Consider the following 15016-nt stretch of genomic DNA (forward strand, 5'->3'; position numbering starts at 1 on the left):
GATGGACCCCGTTGCCTTTCCCGATCAAATCCATCGGGCTTGAGCGGGGATAGCAACCCCGCCCCTCAGGTGCAAGGGATCAGCAACACCCGCCAGAAGCGACAGATGCACCCACGGCTTCAAAAGGGCTTTCGCCACCACAGCCTTCGAAAATGCCATAATGGGTCGAAAAATCGCCGACAAAGTCAAAGTGACGGGCAAATCGGGTGTCTTTCAGCATCATCCAGGTGTTGCCGCAGACCGGAAACACCTTGCCGGATTCGATAACGTGATGGTCATCCAGAACAAATTCATGCGGTGCGTTCGGCACGGTTCCCTTGTAGATCACGGCTTGCCCATAATCTTCACAAGCCGGTTCCAATGCGGGCAGTTTGAACAGTCGGTATGTCGCGGACAGGAACTTCAACGGCGCAACACGCTCTTCCAATACCGGATTTTCGATCGTCAGCGGACGGTGCGTCACACGGCGCGGGTCGCCGAAACCGGCCGTTCGAGCCATTGACAGGAAATCATTCCAATAAAGCGCGCCGGACAGGCACTCGCCATAAAGTACTTCGTCTTCGGCCATCGCCTGCGGAATACGGCGGTCAGCATAGACATCCGAGAAATACATCTCGCCGCCCTCTTTCAACAACCGATGCGCGCCGCGCAGAACCGCATTCTTATCCGTGGCCAGGTTGATTACGCAGTTCGAGACGATGATATCGAACGATCCGGGTTCCAGATCAAGCTCATCCAGTTTTTCGATATAGCCGTGATGGAACTCCACATTGCTGCGGGCATATCCAAATGCTTGGGCGTGATACTCCTGATGCGCGCGGGCGACGTCCAATTGTTCGGACGTCATGTCGACCCCCACCACCCGGCCCGTCTCGCCGACCATGGCGGACAAGGCATATACATCCCGCCCGGCCCCACACCCCAGATCGAGGATCGACATGCCTTCCAGATCAAGTGGGGCAATCAGACCGCAGCCATAGTAGCGAGTCAGAACGTCGTCATGAATCTTTGAAAGGATCTTTTTGACATGACCGGGCATGTCGTCGGGCGTGCAGCACGCATTGGTCTGCAAGTCAGCACTGCTTTGCAGGACTTCACCGTAATAGTTCTGCACCGATTCATGTTTCATCGCGCTTTTCCCTCGCAAATGGTCATGTCCGAGCTAATGCAAGCGCCGGGAGTTCGCAATCCGGCGAAGGCGCTTTTGACGAAAGCGTGAGTGGTCCTGCGCGGTATTACCCAAGCAGGTCGAAGTCCACGCCCGCGCTAATTTTGCCATTCACCTGAACCTCAAGCCGGTGTGCGCCGGGAACCAACTTGAATGTTGTGGCGTCGCCCTTCAACTTGTGGCGTTTTTCCAACGTCAGTTTCCCGTTCTTCAAAGCCGCCTGCTTCAACTTGTGCACCTTGGCTGAGATTTTCCCGCCAGGTCTTTGAAAATGAATGACATAGTCAACCAGAACTGGCAGATTTCCAAACCCGTTCAAAGTGACCGAAAAGGCCAGAGCGTCCCCAATCCGAGCTTCGGAGGTCAGGTTGACTGCGACCTCGATTTCCGCTTCCGGATCATAGCCTAACATCTTCATCGCTTCAGGATGCCCCGCTTTCACAAGCCCGCGCAGGGTGTGTGACGTCATCCAGTCCAGCTCGTCCTGATTCTGATGACCCTGGCTGCGCCACGCCGTCAGGCGATCCAATACCAGATCCGGGTCTTTCTTGGTGATGTCATTCAGGTGATTGGATACGGACCGGGTGACATACCGCGTCGAATCCATGTGCAACTTGTCCAGCAACGGCAGCGGGTCCTGCAAACCCAATGCGACCGCCTGCCCCCATGGCAATCGGGGGCGCGTCCCTTCGCTGACCAGCCTGCGCACATGGTAACTGTCATGAGAGCACCAGTCCTGCATCCGCCGCAACACCCGGTCCGGGTCATGGTTCAGGAACGGACGGATTGCCCATTCCATGGAAAACCTCTGTGTCAGTTCCTCCATCACGTCTAAAGCCAGATCAACATGCTCAAGACCTATGGTCGCTACCCACTCACCGACCGGCGCAAAGATGAAATCGCCAAAGTCGTCATCATTCTTCGTTGGGTCCAAAGGTGCAGGCAAGGCACGCAGGATCGTCGGGGCAACAGCAGGCAAATCACCGGGTACCGCCTGTTGCAGGCATGTGGCGATCCAGATGATCCGATCCTTCAACTCTAGATCCAGCAATCGCGACATGACCGCAGATCGGAATGCCGGGGCATCAAATTCTGCATGAGAATCGGAAAACAAACCGCTGAGATAATTTACTTTCTCAGCGTTGAACATCTGATCTTTCAACGAAAACCCTTGTGCCATGGTCACATCGTCAAATTGGTTGCGCCACCATCCAGTAGAATGTTCTGACCAACGATGAACCCCGCATGTTGAGAGCACAGGAACGCGCAGGCTGCTCCGAATTCCTGCCGTGTTCCATAGCGTCGCGCGGGAATGGTTGCCGAACGGTTTGCGCGTGCGTCTTCGGTCGAGATGCCTTGCTGGGAAGCCACGCCGCTGTCCAGCGCATCTGCACGATCCGTCGCGTGAATGCCGGGCAGCAGGTTGTTGATGGTCACGCCATGCGGTGCAACCTGGCGTGAAGTTCCCGCGACATATCCGGTCAAACCCGTGCGGGCTGCATTCGAAAGCCCCAGCACCGCAATTGGCGCGCGCACAGATTGCGAGGTGACGTTCACAACCCGGCCCCAACCTTTGTCCATCATTCCGGGAAGCAGCGCCTTCATGAACGCAATGGGGGTCAACATATTGGCATCCAGCGCCTTGATGAAATCATCACGCCCCCAATCCGACCATAAACCCGGCGGCGGGCCGCCGGCATTTGTCACAAGAATATCAACGCCCTGCGCTGCTTCGATCACCTGCGCCTGCCCTTCCGCAGTCGTCACGTCACAAGCGACTGTTTGTACCTCGACACCTTGCTCTGACCTGAGGCGTGCTGCCTCGCTCTCCAAAGCGTCCGAACCACGCGCATTCATCACAAGATTTACGCCAGCCTCAGCCAAAGCCTCGGCACAGCCCAAACCCAGCCCTTTGCTGCTGGCACAGACCAGCGCGCGCTTTCCTTTTAGTCCAAGGTCCATCGGATCCTCCCTGTCAGTCATTGCCGCATGTCTAGCATCGGCCAGACAGGGAAGACCAGAAACGGCTTGGGATCAGTAGAAGAACTCTTCGCGTACGATCTTGCCATCTGCGACGTGATAGACACCCACTTCACGCATATCAAAGGCTTCGCCGGTTTCCTTTACCTTACCCTGCACTTCGAAAATCACCGCAAAGCGGTCCTCGCCGTGCACAAACGGGTCGCTGACCGAAGCGCCAGAAACCTCGTGGGCTCCTTCCCACCATTCATGTTTGCCACGGATCGCGTCACGCCCCTGTATTTCGCGCCCCATACCTGAGTAATCGACCGCTTCAACAGAAACTGCGTCCGACGCATACAATTTCTCAAGATTTTCCTTGGCGCGGTCCTCACGGCAGCCAGCCACCAATTCATTGGCAATCTCTTTCAAATCCATTGGTCTTCTCCACAATTTGTTCACTATATGTTCTTATAACCACAAGCCTGTGATTCGAACCACCCCCTTTGTCTTGCTTCGGCAGGATTCCCCGCCTATACGCGCGGTCATGCTTGATACCTCGAACCAACCTGCCCTGCCGCCCGAGATTGCCCGTCGCCGGACATTCGCCATCATCTCGCACCCGGATGCGGGCAAGACGACGCTGACTGAAAAGTTCCTGCTTTACGGGGGCGCCATTCAGATGGCTGGTCAGGTGCGCGCCAAGGGCGAGGCCCGGCGGACACGCTCGGACTTCATGCAGATGGAGAAGGATCGCGGAATCTCGGTTTCCGCATCGGCCATGTCGTTCGACTATGGCAATTTCCGGTTCAACCTTGTTGACACGCCCGGCCACAGCGATTTCTCGGAAGATACCTACCGCACGCTGACGGCCGTGGATGCGGCCGTGATGGTGATCGACGGCGCGAAGGGTGTCGAAAGCCAGACGCAAAAGCTGTTCGAGGTCTGCCGCCTGCGTGATCTGCCGATTCTGACCTTCTGTAACAAGATGGACCGCGAAAGCCGCGATACGTTCGAGATCATCGACGAAATTCAAGAGATGCTGGCCATCGACGTCACCCCCGCCGCATGGCCAATTGGCGTAGGTCGTGATTTCATCGGCTGCTACGACATGCTGCGCGACCGGCTGGAGCTGATGGACCGCGCCGACCGCAACAAGGTGGCAGAGAGCATCGAGATTAACGGGCTTGATGACCCGAAACTGTCGGAACATATTCCTGCGCACCTGCTGGAAAAGCTGCTGGAAGAGGTTGAGATGGCGCGCGAGTTGCTGCCCGCGCTGAACCCGCAGGCGGTGCTTGAAGGGCATATGACACCGATCTGGTTCGGCTCGGCCATCAACTCGTTCGGCGTCAAGGAACTGATGGAAGGCATCGGCGCTTATGGCCCACAGCCGCAGGTTCAGTCCGCCGAACCCCGCCAGATATCGCCGGATGAAAAGAAGGTCGCGGGCTTTGTTTTCAAGGTGCAGGCCAATATGGACCCCAAGCACCGCGACAGGGTGGCCTTTGTCCGCATGGCATCAGGCCATTTCAAACGCGGCATGAAACTGACCCATGTGCGGTCAAAGAAACCGATGGCGATTTCAAACCCAGTGCTGTTTCTGGCATCTGACCGGGAACTGGCAGAAGAGGCCTGGGCCGGTGACATCATCGGCATTCCCAACCACGGCCAGTTGCGCATTGGTGACACGCTGACCGAGGGTGAGGCGCTGCGCGTCACCGGCATCCCCTCTTTCGCGCCGGAACTGCTGCAAGGCGTCCGTGCGGGTGATCCGATGAAGGCCAAGCATCTGGAGAAAGCCCTGATGCAGTTCGCCGAGGAAGGCGCGGCCAAGGTGTTCAAACCTTCGATCGGGTCAGGCTTTATCGTGGGTGTCGTCGGCGCGTTGCAATTCGAAGTGCTCGCCAGCCGGATCGAGATGGAATACGGCCTGCCCGTGCGTTTCGAGGCGTCTCAGTTCACCTCGGCCCGCTGGGTCAGCGGTGACAAGGCCGAGGTCGAAAAGTTTGTGAATGCAAACAAGCAGCACATCGCGCACGACCATGACGGCGACATTGTCTATCTGACCCGGCTGCAATGGGACATCGACCGGGTGGTTCGGGACTATCCCGCCCTGAACCTGACCGCCACCAAAGAGATGATGGTGTGATCCAACTCACTGATTGCACAGCCGAGTCTGCCTGTGCAATTCTGCGCGCATGAGCAAGGATGAACTGACTTTCCCCGGCGGTCTGCCCGACATGCTGGACAGGTATGAAAACCGGCGCAGCCCGTTTCAGTTCGGCACCACCTCGTTGCCTGACCTTGACATCGACCTCATTGAACTGGCCGGTCGCACATTGCCCGAAAGTGCGACTGTGCCCCCGCCGAAGCCTAATACAAGCTGGGATCGCAAGCGCGCTCAGATAGCGCGGGAATTTGTCGGAAATTCTGAACTTGCTTTCCTGAATGCCCAGTTGATCTCGAACCTGCGAAAGCGGTCCTTCCCACGCCACGCCCCGCTTCTGTTTTGCCGCCTTTGGAACGAACAGTCGGACCACCTTCTGTCCACGCTTGATCTGCGGTGGCTGGTCTCGTCGGTTCAGACCTTTGCGGACCACGGCCAAACTGCAACCCAGCGCGAGGTTGGTCATGCGTTGCGCATGTTGTTCGGCATGATGAAGCTTTATGAGTTCGAGAGGCGCTTTTCGCAGCTGCCCCCGGCAACACCATTTCCGTATCAAAAACTGAAACACGTCCCGCTGCCCTATCAGATGAAAGGGTTTTCCCTTGGAAGTGGCGGACTGGACGTCAATCTGATTGCTCCGGTCTGGACCAAAGCCCTAAGCGACACCACCATCGCGCCACTGGTCGATCACTTGATGACCGAGCTCAACAGTGATCCCGGCGGTGTCTTTCGCCGCCTGAAACTCATGCGCGAAGCGCGCGCGCAGCGCACATGACCACATGGGGTGTCGTGTCGATGGTCAGGGGACCGACCGAAGACGTCCTTCGGTTCGTAGCCTATCACCTCGATCTGGGTGCCGAGACCATCTATATCTATCTGGATGAGCCGAACCAGCGCACGTTCGAGGCGCTGAAGGCACATCCCAGTGTTTGCGTACAGGTTTGCGATGATGCCTATTGGCAAAAGCTAAAACGCACACGACCGGACAAGCACCAGGTTCGCCAATCGGTCAACGCCACCTATGCCTATCGTGAAACGCACCTGGATTGGCTGGCCCATATCGATGTTGACGAGTTTCTGTGGTCGCCGACCCCAATCTCGGATGTGTTGCGCGATATCGGGGACAAGGTTCACGCCGCCCGGGTCCGCCCAATCGAGGCGCTGGCAGGCGGCGAAGACCTGTACAAGGCGCATGTTCCACAAAGCCCGGCCCGAACACAGCTGATTGAGATGCTTTATCCCAACTATGGGGCTTTCGTCCTTGGCGGGTTCCTCAGCCATGTACAGGGCAAGTTGTTTGCGCGCACGGGATTGAAACGTCTGAGTTTTCGTATCCACAACCTGTTTCAGAACGGGAAATTGCTGCCGTGTAAATACGAACTTGCGCAGGTCGATCTATGCCACCGCCACGCGCCGGACTGGGATCACTGGATTGCACATTATCCGTTCCGCTTGGATCGCGGCTCGTATCAGGCTGGCATGGCCCCGAATGCCCCGCGCGAGATGGGGGGGCTGAACAAGAATGAATTGCTCAGCTGGATTGAAAGCGAACACGGCGAGGACGGGCTGCGCGCGTTCTTCAACGAGATGAGCGGCGCTGACCCAGAAGTCCGCGCCCGGCTGGAGCAGAAAGGGCTGATCCGCCACCGCGTGTTGAATCTGGACGGGAAATTGGCGAAACACTTTCCCGGAAGTTGCTGAATTGTTGCGCAAAACTCGAACCTGTCTCGATGAAACCCTGATGTAGCGGTCTTCATTTGACCCCGACCAACGTTTTTGTTATGTCCGCGTCCAAGCCGAAATGTCGCATCACGCGCATGGCCATCCGGGCCCGGCACATCTTATACGCGCGGGCCAGGTCAAGTGTCCGCATTCAACCGGACTTACATGACAAAGTTTAACGAACTGAACCTGAACCCGAAGGTCCTCAAAGCCATTGAGGAAGCCGGATACGAAACCCCAACTCCGATCCAGGCAGGTGCGATTCCGCCCGCATTGGAAGGGCGCGATGTTTTGGGCATAGCTCAGACAGGCACGGGTAAAACCGCCAGCTTTACGCTGCCAATGATCACACTGCTGGCCCGTGGCCGGGCGCGTGCCCGTATGCCACGTTCGTTGGTTTTGTGCCCGACGCGGGAACTGGCCGCTCAGGTGGCCGAGAATTTCGACACCTATACCAAACACCTGAAACTGACCAAAGCGCTGTTGATCGGTGGTGTCAGCTTCAAAGAGCAAGAAGCCCTGATTGACCGTGGCGTCGACGTTCTGATCGCCACGCCGGGCCGTCTGCTGGATCATTTCGAGCGCGGCAAGCTGTTGCTGACCGGCGTGCAGATCATGGTGGTGGATGAAGCGGACCGTATGCTCGACATGGGGTTCATCCCCGATATCGAACGCATCTTCTCACTAACACCTTTCACCCGTCAGACCCTGTTCTTCTCAGCCACCATGGCATCCGAGATCGAGCGGATAACCGACACGTTCCTGTCGGCCCCTGCCCGGGTCGAAGTTGCCCGTCAGGCGACCGCATCCGAGACCATCGAACAGGGCGTGGTCATGTTCAAAGGCGGCCGTCGGGACCGCGAAGCCAGCAACAAACGCAAGGTTCTGCGTGCGCTGATCGATGCTGAAGGCGACAAATGCACAAATGCGATCATCTTCTGCAACCGCAAGACTGACGTGGATATCTGCACAAAATCCCTGAAGAAACATGGCTACAACGCGGCCGCCATCCATGGCGATCTGGACCAGTCGCAGCGGATGAAAACACTGGACGGTTTCCGTGAGGGATCATTGCGCCTTCTGGTCGCCTCAGACGTGGCTGCGCGTGGCCTGGATGTGCCAGCCGTCAGCCATGTGTTCAATTTCGACGTCCCCGGCCACCCCGAGGATTATGTGCACCGCATTGGCCGCACCGGCCGCGCCGGCCGTGAAGGTAAAGCCATCACAATCTGTTCGGGACGCGACGAAAAAGCACTGGTTGCGATCGAAAAGTTGATCCAGAAAGACATCCCGCGCATAGACAACCCGGTTCAGGACGACCCCAGACCCGAACAGCCAAAGCCTGAGAAAAATGCCAAAGCCCCCGAGAGCCCGAAAGAAGGCAAAAAGGTTCGCGAACCGAAGGGGCGCAGTCGTGGGCGCAAGGAAGACACCGGCCCGGCCGTCGTGGGCATGGGAGATCACCTGCCCAGCTTCATCGCGCTCAGCTTTGACGAACGTCGCGCCAGCTAGATTGCCAGAACAAGCGCTAAAATCGAAAACCCAAGCAACATCATCCCGGCGATTTCGCGCCGGGTGATCGTCTCGCGGAAGAACAGGATCGACGCCATCAGGCTAAAGATCAGCTCTACCTGCCCCAGCGCTTTGACATAAGCCGCATTCTGCAAGGTGAAGGCCCAGAACCAGCAAAACGAGCCGCCGAGGCTGGTCAGGCCGACAAATACCCCGGTCTTTCTCGTTTGCCAGACTGCGCGCAGTTCGGCACGGTCGCGCCACAGCAGCCATATCCCCATGCTGGCGAACTGGAATGTCACCACTGCGGCCAATGTTACCAGCGCTCGGAACCACGCATCGATATCGCCCAGTTGCAGTGAAGCCCCACGATAGCTGACAGCAGAAAACGCAAACAAAACACCTGATCCAAGCCCCAATTGCGAAGCCCGATTGGTCAGATGGCGCCACCAGGGTCCGTCCCCTCCGGGTGTTTTTGACAACAAAAGCACAGCCATCAACCCCAACAGGATCGCGATCAACGCACCGCGCGAAACACTGTCCCCCAGGATCAGGAAGCCAACTATCGCAGTCTGGATCACTTCGGTTTTCTTGAAGGTAATTCCAACGGCAAAATTACGTTGTTTGAACAACGCCACCACGCAGATCGTGGCAAGGATTTGCGCTGTCCCGCCGATGACCGCGTAAAGCCAGAACAAACTGCTGAGCCGGGGCATACTCGCCCCAGTTATCTGCAGCGCAACATATAGCCCGACAACGGCCAAAGGCATGGAATAGGCAAACCGCGCAAAAGTTGCACCTGCAGCGGATAGTTTCACGCTGGCCAGCGACTTTTGCAGCATGAAACGCACAGTCTGGAAACTGGCGGCAGCAATTGTGACAGGGATCCAGAGACTCATGCCACCCGTTGTGTCGTCAAATCAAGGCTTTGGCCAGAGCGGATGTGGCACAGGGTCTTTTGCGCGAAAGAAATACTGCCGGAAAACCTGTGCATAGGACCGGTAAACATAAGCCTCATTGCAAGCCAAATACCTGTCCTTTCCGTCGCGGTACAATGCAGGCAAGCGATACCACGGAGCCGCCGGATTCATATGATGAACGACGTGTAGGTTATTGTTTAAAAACAAAAACGCCAAAGGTCCGCGATCTTCGACTATAACCGTGCGGGCGCGGGATTTTTCATGTGCACGATGCTCAAGAAACGTGCGGATCTTCAAAAGCGACAGCCCCATATAGGCCGCGACCAGATAGGCCCAAACCGGCATGGCCGATTGCGCAGCTACCCACAGAACCACCGCCGCGCCGGGAAGGTGCACAGCCCATGCCAGCAGGATCGCCCTGTCCCCGCGCATCAACCCACGCCATTCGTCACGCATAAACAGAACCTGACCAAGGACAGGCCCCAGTACCATCCGCCCCAACAGCGTGTTGTTCAGGCTCAGGATCATCTGCGCCAGCCGCGGCAATCCCGACCAGATATGCTGATCCAGATAATTCGATTCCGGGTCGTCATAAGGGTCTGTCAGGGTGGCATCCTGATGATGCGCCAGATGCAGGTCCCGAAAGCGGTTATACGGAATTGCCAATGTCAACGGCAGTGCCATCAACGCCTCGTTCAGCCTTTTGGCACGAAATGGGTGCCCGTGCAGGGCCTCATGCGTCAGTGACGAATGCAAAGCCGCAACAACACCCAGAGCAGGGATAGCCAACCACAAGGATGTGTTTGCCAGCCAGAACAGACCGGCAAGCCACGCAGCATAACACAAGACGATCAGGAAAAACGTGCCCCATTCGGGCGATTTGGGTGTAGTGGGATCAGCCATTTCGGCCCCACGAAATGTTCGCCCAAATTCTTTCGTAAATCACGTACATCGTCAGGCCGATGGCCGTGTTCACCAGCGCCAGCGCCCCTCCTACAGCGGCCGAGCCTGTTGCCAACAGGCCCACCATTGTCATGATCGCCAACCCCATCGCATTCCAAACGATTGCTTTCACGACTGATCTTCGCCGCGTTTCCATTCCGAACCCCGTTTTTTTCTTACTCAAAGCGTTACATCCGGACCCCGGCATTGAAAATTCTGAATATGATTAACAAAACTAATCAAATATGATAAAAATCACGGCATGCAGGAAAATATCGACAAGCGCGATCGTGCCGCGCAATTTCGTCTCCGCCTCGCCCGCGCGATGGAAGAGCGCCATGTCAGCCAAAGTGCCCTTGCGCGCAATATTGGCGTTGACCGCTCGACCGTTTCCCAATTGCTGACAGATCATGGCGCGCGGTTGCCCAACGCCCATGTTGTTGGCGGATGTGCAGCGGCGCTCGGCGTTTCGGCCGACTGGTTGCTGAGCCTATCTGACAGGCCGGAAAGCGCGGCTGAGCTTCTGGCTAGCTCGCTGACCTTTACCGAGGCCCCACGCGCCCTTGTCGATGAACGTATCTTCGAGTGGCATCAGGAGGCCGCCGGGTACAAAATCCGCTATGTCCCGGCCACCCTGCCCGACATGCTCAAGACGCGTTCGATACTGGAATGGGAATACGCCCCGCATCTGGGCCGGACCGCTGACCAAGCCATCGGCGCGTCGGCGGATCGTCTGGCATGGATGCGCAGCGCCCAGTCAGACTATGAGATCGCCATGCCGTTATTCGAAATCGAAAGCTTTGCAAGCGCCACTGGGTATTATCAGGGTCTCAGCCCCGAGGTTCGGCTGGAACAGATCGATCACCTGTTGGCGCTGTGCGAACAGCTCTATCCGCGGATGCGTATCTATCTGTTTGACGCAAAACGGCTTTATTCCGCACCCGTGACGATTTTCGGCCCGCTGCTTTGTGTATTTTACGCAGGAAGTCACTATATGGCCTTCCGCGACCGGGATCGGATCGAGACATTCTCACGCCATTTCGACACACTGGTACGCGAGGCCGACGTGGCCGCCCGGGACTTTCCAAACCATCTGCGTCGCCTCAGAACGGCGGTTTCCCGCGACTGGTGATGCAGCGCCATCCAACCTGTGCTATTCTACTGTGGCGCGAACCATAAGGCATTCCGAACACAGACGGAGGAGCACAGGAATGGACGCAATTCAAACCGCTCAATACGCACGTGCACTTTTTGCCGCCCATGGAGACCAAGCCGAGGCCGAAGCCGCGCAAAAAATGCGCGACTGCGAAGCTGCCGGAAACCGGCAAGAAGCCCAGGACTGGCAGGCAGTCCGTCAGACCATCCGCCAGATCCGTGGTCCAAACCAGGGCTGAGTTACAATTTCGGGTCCGGGTTGACCGTGTGGCCATCCACCGCAATCACCTGACCTGAAACCAGACGTGCCGCATCTGAGGCAAGGAAGACTGCCATATTGGCGACATCCTGCGCTTCGACGAAGCGCCCCATTGAGGTGCCCGAGGCATAGCCCCGATAGACCTCATCACGGGTCATGCCCTTGGCTGCGGCCTCGCGGGTCAGGACGCCCTCCATCCGAGGGCCTTCAACTGCGCCCGGACAAATGGCATTGGCACGGATGCCATAGGGCCCCAGCTCCATCGCCAGTGTTTTCATCAACCCGATGACCGCCCATTTTGCCGACGCATAGGGCGCCCGGAACGGGTAGCCATACTGCCCGGCTGTCGACGAGGTCAGAATGATGCTGCCCGCCCGCGCCGTTTTCATCAGCGGCGCTGCATATTTTGCCGCCAGAAAAGCACCGTCCAGATTGACCGCGACACAAGAACGCCACGCGTCCAGATCAATATTCTCAATGTCATTTGTCGGGCCGGCAATACCGGCATTGGCGCAGAGCACATCCAACCCGCCTGTCGAACGGACGGCGTCAAATACCGCGCGCATGTCAGCCTCGTCCGCAACATCGGCTCGGTGCCCGGTCCAATGTTCGGGCAAAGTATCCAACGCCGCCTGATCGATATCAGTAACCCGGACGTCATAGCCAACCGCGTCAAACGCCTCGGCCATGGCCCGGCCGACGCCTGACGCGCCAGCCGTCACCAGAACCCGGCGCGTCATGAAGGCTTCCTGATCGCTGCGCCTGCGCCCTCGGGATAAGGCAATCCGGCCTGAGCCTCTGCAACCCGCGCCATAGCCGCTTCGATTTCAGCAGATGGCGCGCTGGGGCGGCGGGTTTCCAGGCTGACATGCAGCAGAAAACTTTCACCCGTGGCCAGCAGCTTGTCGCCCTCATACATGCTGTGGAACACATGCAGCTTCTTGCCCTGCCCCAACAGCATCTGCGTGCGCACGTCGATTTTTGCACCGGCATGAGCTTCATCCACATAGAGAATGTGGTTCTCCGCTGTGAAATAGCTGCCGCCCGAGGCGATGTAATCCGCATCGCATCCGATGATTTCCATGAACCGATCGGTGGCGGCGGCAAAGGCCTCCAGATATTTCGCTTCGTTCATGTGGCCGTTGTAATCCGTCCAGTCCAGCGGAACAGCCCGCGACAGGGTCAGGATGGGCTGGCTCAGATCCGCCTGATCCAGCGTCGGCAGCGCACCGGGTTTCAACCGTGCATCATGTTGGTTCAGCACCGCACCCGCGCCGTAATTCTGCGCCTTGAGGGCCCGCATCATGCCAACAAGGTTGTTGTCGCGAATACGCTCCAGCTCTCGGATCGAATGCATCCCAGATTGTGCGTCAGATTGATTGGCGATCAAATCGACCAGCTCGTCAGTGAACTCGGGAACATCCATCAACTTGGTCCACGGCCATTTCAAGGCAGGCCCGAACTGCGCCATGAAATGCCGCATCCCCGCCTCGCCACCGGCCACGCGGTAGGTTTCGAACAGACCCATCTGCGCCCAGCGGATGCCGAACCCCATACGGATGGCCTCGTCAATCTCTTCGGTCGTCGCAATGCCATCCTTGACCAGCCAAAGCGCCTCACGCCAGACAGCTTCCAGGAACCGGTCGGCGATATGCGCATCGATCTCTTTCTTGACGTGCAGCGGGAAAAACCCGAGCGATTTCAACAGGTCCTGCGCCTGTTCGATCATCTCGGGCGGGTTCTTGTCCGTTGGTACAAGCTCGATCAAAGGCAACAGGTAAACCGGGTTGAAGGGGTGCGTCACCACGATCTGCTCGGGGCGCAGCGCTCCGTCCTGAAGTTCGGACGGCTTGAACCCGCTGGTCGAGGATCCTATGACCGCGCCCGGATCGCAAGCCTCCTGCAAGCCTTTGTAAACCTTCAGTTTCAAATCCAGTCGTTCTGGCACACTCTCCTGGATCCAACGCGCACCCTTAACCGCTTCGGCCATGTCGCTGTGAAAGCTCAGCGAGCCCTCGGCTGGCAACGGAACGTCACTCAGCCCCGGCAAGGACCTCCTTGCGTTGTCCAGCACCTCTCCAATCTTGCGTTCCGCCTCGGGGTCAGGGTCAAACACCCGCACATCCCAGCCATTGAGCAGGAACCGCGCGGCCCATCCACCACCGATAACTCCGCCCCCAATAATTGCTGCCGTTTTCATGATTTCCCACCTACTGGCTGCGCATGTTTCATCTTTTTAGAAAACTCCGGGGGCTTGGGGGCTGGCCCCCAAAACCCGCGTGTCCATTATTTTGCAACAGGTGCCTGCTTGGTCAGCCCCAGCTTCGCACGGACTTCGTCAGGGCCGATCACGCGCGCGCCCATATTCTCGATGATGGATCCCGCACGTTCCACCAGCTGCCAGTTCTCGGCCATTACGCCCTTATCCAGCCAGAGGTTGTCCTCAAGCCCCACGCGCACATTGCCGCCCGCCAGAACCGAAGCCGCGACAAACGGCATCTCGTTCCGTCCCAGCGAAAACGCGCTGAAGGTCCAGTCATCCGGCACGTTGTTTACCATCGCCATAAAGGTATTCAGATCATCCGGCGCCCCCCACGGTACCCCCATGCACAGCTGAACCAAAGCGTTAGGTGCCAGAATCCCTTCCTTCACCAGTTGCTTTGCAAACCACAGGTGGCCAGTGTCAAAGGCTTCGATCTCGGGTTTGACACCCAGGTCGGTCATCATTTTGCCCATGGAGCGCAGCGCACCAGGCGTATTCGTCATAACATAATCGGCCTCGGCAAAGTTCATTGTGCCGCAGTCCAAGGTGCATATCTCGGGCAAACATTCGGCAATATGCGCCACACGTTCGGATGCTCCGACCATGTCCGTGCCCGCGGCCACGGGAAACGGGTTTTCAACACCGCCGAACACGATGTCGCCGCCCATGCCGGCCGTCAGATTCAATACGACGTCCACATCAGCGTCGCGGACGCGGTCTGTCACCTCGCGATACAGATCCAACCGGCGGCTTGGCGCACCGGTCTCGGGGTCGCGCACGTGGCAGTGTACCACTGCCGCCCCGGCCTTGGCGGCAGCGATTGCGCTGTCGGCGATCTGCCGCGGCGACCGCGGCACATGCGGGCTGCGGTCCTGCGTCCCGCCCGAGCCGGTTACGGCGCAGGTAATAAAGACTTCGCGGTTCATTTCCAGAGGCATGGTGTTTT

At 57.8% G+C, this 15016-nt stretch carries 16 protein-coding genes; 6 read left to right on the forward strand and 10 right to left on the reverse strand.

Features of this window, described 5'->3' with window-relative positions; all coding sequences use genetic code 11:
• Nucleotides 1-79 precede the first annotated feature (79 nt).
• The 4 genes from ACR0M3_RS02780 to ACR0M3_RS02795 form a co-directional block, all read right to left on the reverse strand.
• Complete coding sequence (locus tag ACR0M3_RS02780) at nucleotides 80-1129, reverse strand: methyltransferase domain-containing protein (RefSeq protein WP_480909592.1); 1050 nt, start codon at nucleotides 1127-1129, stop codon at nucleotides 80-82.
• Nucleotides 1130-1235: 106 nt separating this feature from the next.
• Nucleotides 1236-2348, reverse strand: coding sequence for a hypothetical protein (locus tag ACR0M3_RS02785; RefSeq protein ID WP_480909595.1), 1113 nt, complete (start codon nucleotides 2346-2348; stop codon nucleotides 1236-1238).
• A gap of 2 nt (nucleotides 2349-2350) precedes the next feature.
• Nucleotides 2351-3130, reverse strand: a complete 780-nt coding sequence (locus tag ACR0M3_RS02790; RefSeq protein ID WP_480909598.1) for an SDR family oxidoreductase — start codon at nucleotides 3128-3130, stop codon at nucleotides 2351-2353.
• A 72-nt stretch (nucleotides 3131-3202) separates the two neighbouring features.
• Complete coding sequence (locus ACR0M3_RS02795; protein WP_267366520.1) at nucleotides 3203-3565, reverse strand: nuclear transport factor 2 family protein; 363 nt, start codon at nucleotides 3563-3565, stop codon at nucleotides 3203-3205.
• Nucleotides 3566-3674: 109 nt separating this feature from the next.
• Between ACR0M3_RS02795 and ACR0M3_RS02800 the strand changes: the two genes are divergently transcribed.
• The 4 genes from ACR0M3_RS02800 (at nucleotide 3675) to ACR0M3_RS02815 (ending at nucleotide 8531) form a co-directional block, all read left to right on the forward strand.
• The gene (locus ACR0M3_RS02800) at nucleotides 3675-5279 is read left to right on the forward strand and encodes a peptide chain release factor 3 (RefSeq protein ID WP_267366522.1); all 1605 of its coding nucleotides are present in this window, start codon (nucleotides 3675-3677) and stop codon (nucleotides 5277-5279) included.
• 49 nt (nucleotides 5280-5328) lie between these two features.
• Nucleotides 5329-6072, forward strand: a complete 744-nt coding sequence (locus ACR0M3_RS02805; protein ID WP_480909601.1) for a hypothetical protein — start codon at nucleotides 5329-5331, stop codon at nucleotides 6070-6072.
• Nucleotides 6069-6998, forward strand: a complete 930-nt coding sequence (locus ACR0M3_RS02810; protein WP_480480607.1) for a glycosyltransferase family 2 protein — start codon at nucleotides 6069-6071, stop codon at nucleotides 6996-6998. The genes ACR0M3_RS02805 and ACR0M3_RS02810 overlap by 4 nt, the downstream gene beginning before the upstream one ends.
• 186 nt (nucleotides 6999-7184) lie before the next feature.
• On the forward strand, nucleotides 7185-8531 hold the full coding sequence (locus ACR0M3_RS02815) for a DEAD/DEAH box helicase (protein WP_480909604.1): 1347 nt from the start codon (nucleotides 7185-7187) through the stop codon (nucleotides 8529-8531).
• Here ACR0M3_RS02815 and ACR0M3_RS02820 read toward each other — a convergent pair.
• From ACR0M3_RS02820 to ACR0M3_RS02830, 3 genes are read right to left on the reverse strand one after another with little or no spacing between them, the layout of a single operon-like run.
• A complete protein-coding gene (locus ACR0M3_RS02820) occupies nucleotides 8528-9430 on the reverse strand; it encodes an EamA family transporter (protein ID WP_480909607.1) in 903 nt (300 codons plus the stop codon). The two genes, ACR0M3_RS02815 and ACR0M3_RS02820, sit on opposite strands and share 4 nt — an antisense overlap.
• 21 nt (nucleotides 9431-9451) lie before the next feature.
• Nucleotides 9452-10354 (reverse strand): fatty acid desaturase, encoded by a 903-nt coding sequence (locus ACR0M3_RS02825; protein ID WP_480909610.1) that lies wholly within the window; start codon nucleotides 10352-10354, stop codon nucleotides 9452-9454.
• Nucleotides 10347-10550: a DUF2061 domain-containing protein gene (locus ACR0M3_RS02830; RefSeq protein WP_267366130.1), complete on the reverse strand. Its 204-nt coding sequence runs from the start codon at nucleotides 10548-10550 to the stop codon at nucleotides 10347-10349. The genes ACR0M3_RS02825 and ACR0M3_RS02830 overlap by 8 nt, the downstream gene beginning before the upstream one ends.
• A 105-nt stretch (nucleotides 10551-10655) precedes the next feature.
• Here ACR0M3_RS02830 and ACR0M3_RS02835 point away from each other — a divergent pair, with 105 nt between their 5' ends.
• Both ACR0M3_RS02835 and ACR0M3_RS02840 read left to right on the forward strand, forming a co-directional pair.
• Entirely contained in the window at nucleotides 10656-11525 is an 870-nt protein-coding gene (locus tag ACR0M3_RS02835) for a helix-turn-helix domain-containing protein (protein ID WP_267366129.1), read from the forward strand.
• A 79-nt stretch (nucleotides 11526-11604) separates the two neighbouring features.
• A complete protein-coding gene (locus tag ACR0M3_RS02840) occupies nucleotides 11605-11787 on the forward strand; it encodes a hypothetical protein (protein WP_267366128.1) in 183 nt (60 codons plus the stop codon).
• A 1-nt stretch (nucleotide 11788) separates the two neighbouring features.
• On the opposite strand, the gene ACR0M3_RS02845 is transcribed toward ACR0M3_RS02840, so the two are convergent.
• The 3 genes from ACR0M3_RS02845 to bcoG all read right to left on the reverse strand — a co-directional run bounded on the left by ACR0M3_RS02845 (nucleotide 11789) and on the right by bcoG (nucleotide 15008).
• Nucleotides 11789-12547: an SDR family oxidoreductase gene (locus ACR0M3_RS02845; protein ID WP_480485410.1), complete on the reverse strand. Its 759-nt coding sequence runs from the start codon at nucleotides 12545-12547 to the stop codon at nucleotides 11789-11791.
• Nucleotides 12544-14010: a carnitine 3-dehydrogenase gene (locus tag ACR0M3_RS02850; RefSeq protein WP_480909846.1), complete on the reverse strand. Its 1467-nt coding sequence runs from the start codon at nucleotides 14008-14010 to the stop codon at nucleotides 12544-12546. Before ACR0M3_RS02850 ends, ACR0M3_RS02845 begins: the two co-directional genes overlap by 4 nt.
• An 83-nt stretch (nucleotides 14011-14093) precedes the next feature.
• Nucleotides 14094-15008 carry a 3-dehydrocarnitine:acetyl-CoA trimethylamine transferase BcoG gene (gene bcoG / locus ACR0M3_RS02855; RefSeq protein ID WP_480504895.1) on the reverse strand — a complete coding sequence of 305 codons (915 nt, stop codon included), beginning with the start codon at nucleotides 15006-15008 and terminating at the stop codon, nucleotides 14094-14096.
• Nucleotides 15009-15016: the final 8 nt, after the last annotated feature.

The organism is Ruegeria sp. O5, assembly GCF_056535105.1.

Bases quoted from the DNA above. Each gene is read 5' to 3' on its own strand.
- ACR0M3_RS02780 (WP_480909592.1), bottom strand. From the start codon at position 1,129: ATGAAACATGAATCGGTGCAGAACTATTACGGTGAAGTCCTGCAAAGC.
- ACR0M3_RS02785 (WP_480909595.1), bottom strand. From the start codon at position 2,348: ATGGCACAAGGGTTTTCGTTGAAAGATCAGATGTTCAACGCTGAGAAA.
- ACR0M3_RS02790 (WP_480909598.1), bottom strand. From the start codon at position 3,130: ATGGACCTTGGACTAAAAGGAAAGCGCGCGCTGGTCTGTGCCAGCAGC.
- ACR0M3_RS02795 (WP_267366520.1), bottom strand. From the start codon at position 3,565: ATGGATTTGAAAGAGATTGCCAATGAATTGGTGGCTGGCTGCCGTGAG.
- ACR0M3_RS02800 (WP_267366522.1), top strand. From the start codon at position 3,675: ATGCTTGATACCTCGAACCAACCTGCCCTGCCGCCCGAGATTGCCCGT.
- ACR0M3_RS02805 (WP_480909601.1), top strand. From the start codon at position 5,329: ATGAGCAAGGATGAACTGACTTTCCCCGGCGGTCTGCCCGACATGCTG.
- ACR0M3_RS02810 (WP_480480607.1), top strand. From the start codon at position 6,069: ATGACCACATGGGGTGTCGTGTCGATGGTCAGGGGACCGACCGAAGAC.
- ACR0M3_RS02815 (WP_480909604.1), top strand. From the start codon at position 7,185: ATGACAAAGTTTAACGAACTGAACCTGAACCCGAAGGTCCTCAAAGCC.
- ACR0M3_RS02820 (WP_480909607.1), bottom strand. From the start codon at position 9,430: ATGAGTCTCTGGATCCCTGTCACAATTGCTGCCGCCAGTTTCCAGACT.
- ACR0M3_RS02825 (WP_480909610.1), bottom strand. From the start codon at position 10,354: ATGGCTGATCCCACTACACCCAAATCGCCCGAATGGGGCACGTTTTTC.
- ACR0M3_RS02830 (WP_267366130.1), bottom strand. From the start codon at position 10,550: ATGGAAACGCGGCGAAGATCAGTCGTGAAAGCAATCGTTTGGAATGCG.
- ACR0M3_RS02835 (WP_267366129.1), top strand. From the start codon at position 10,656: ATGCAGGAAAATATCGACAAGCGCGATCGTGCCGCGCAATTTCGTCTC.
- ACR0M3_RS02840 (WP_267366128.1), top strand. From the start codon at position 11,605: ATGGACGCAATTCAAACCGCTCAATACGCACGTGCACTTTTTGCCGCC.
- ACR0M3_RS02845 (WP_480485410.1), bottom strand. From the start codon at position 12,547: ATGACGCGCCGGGTTCTGGTGACGGCTGGCGCGTCAGGCGTCGGCCGG.
- bcoG (WP_480504895.1), bottom strand. From the start codon at position 15,008: ATGCCTCTGGAAATGAACCGCGAAGTCTTTATTACCTGCGCCGTAACC.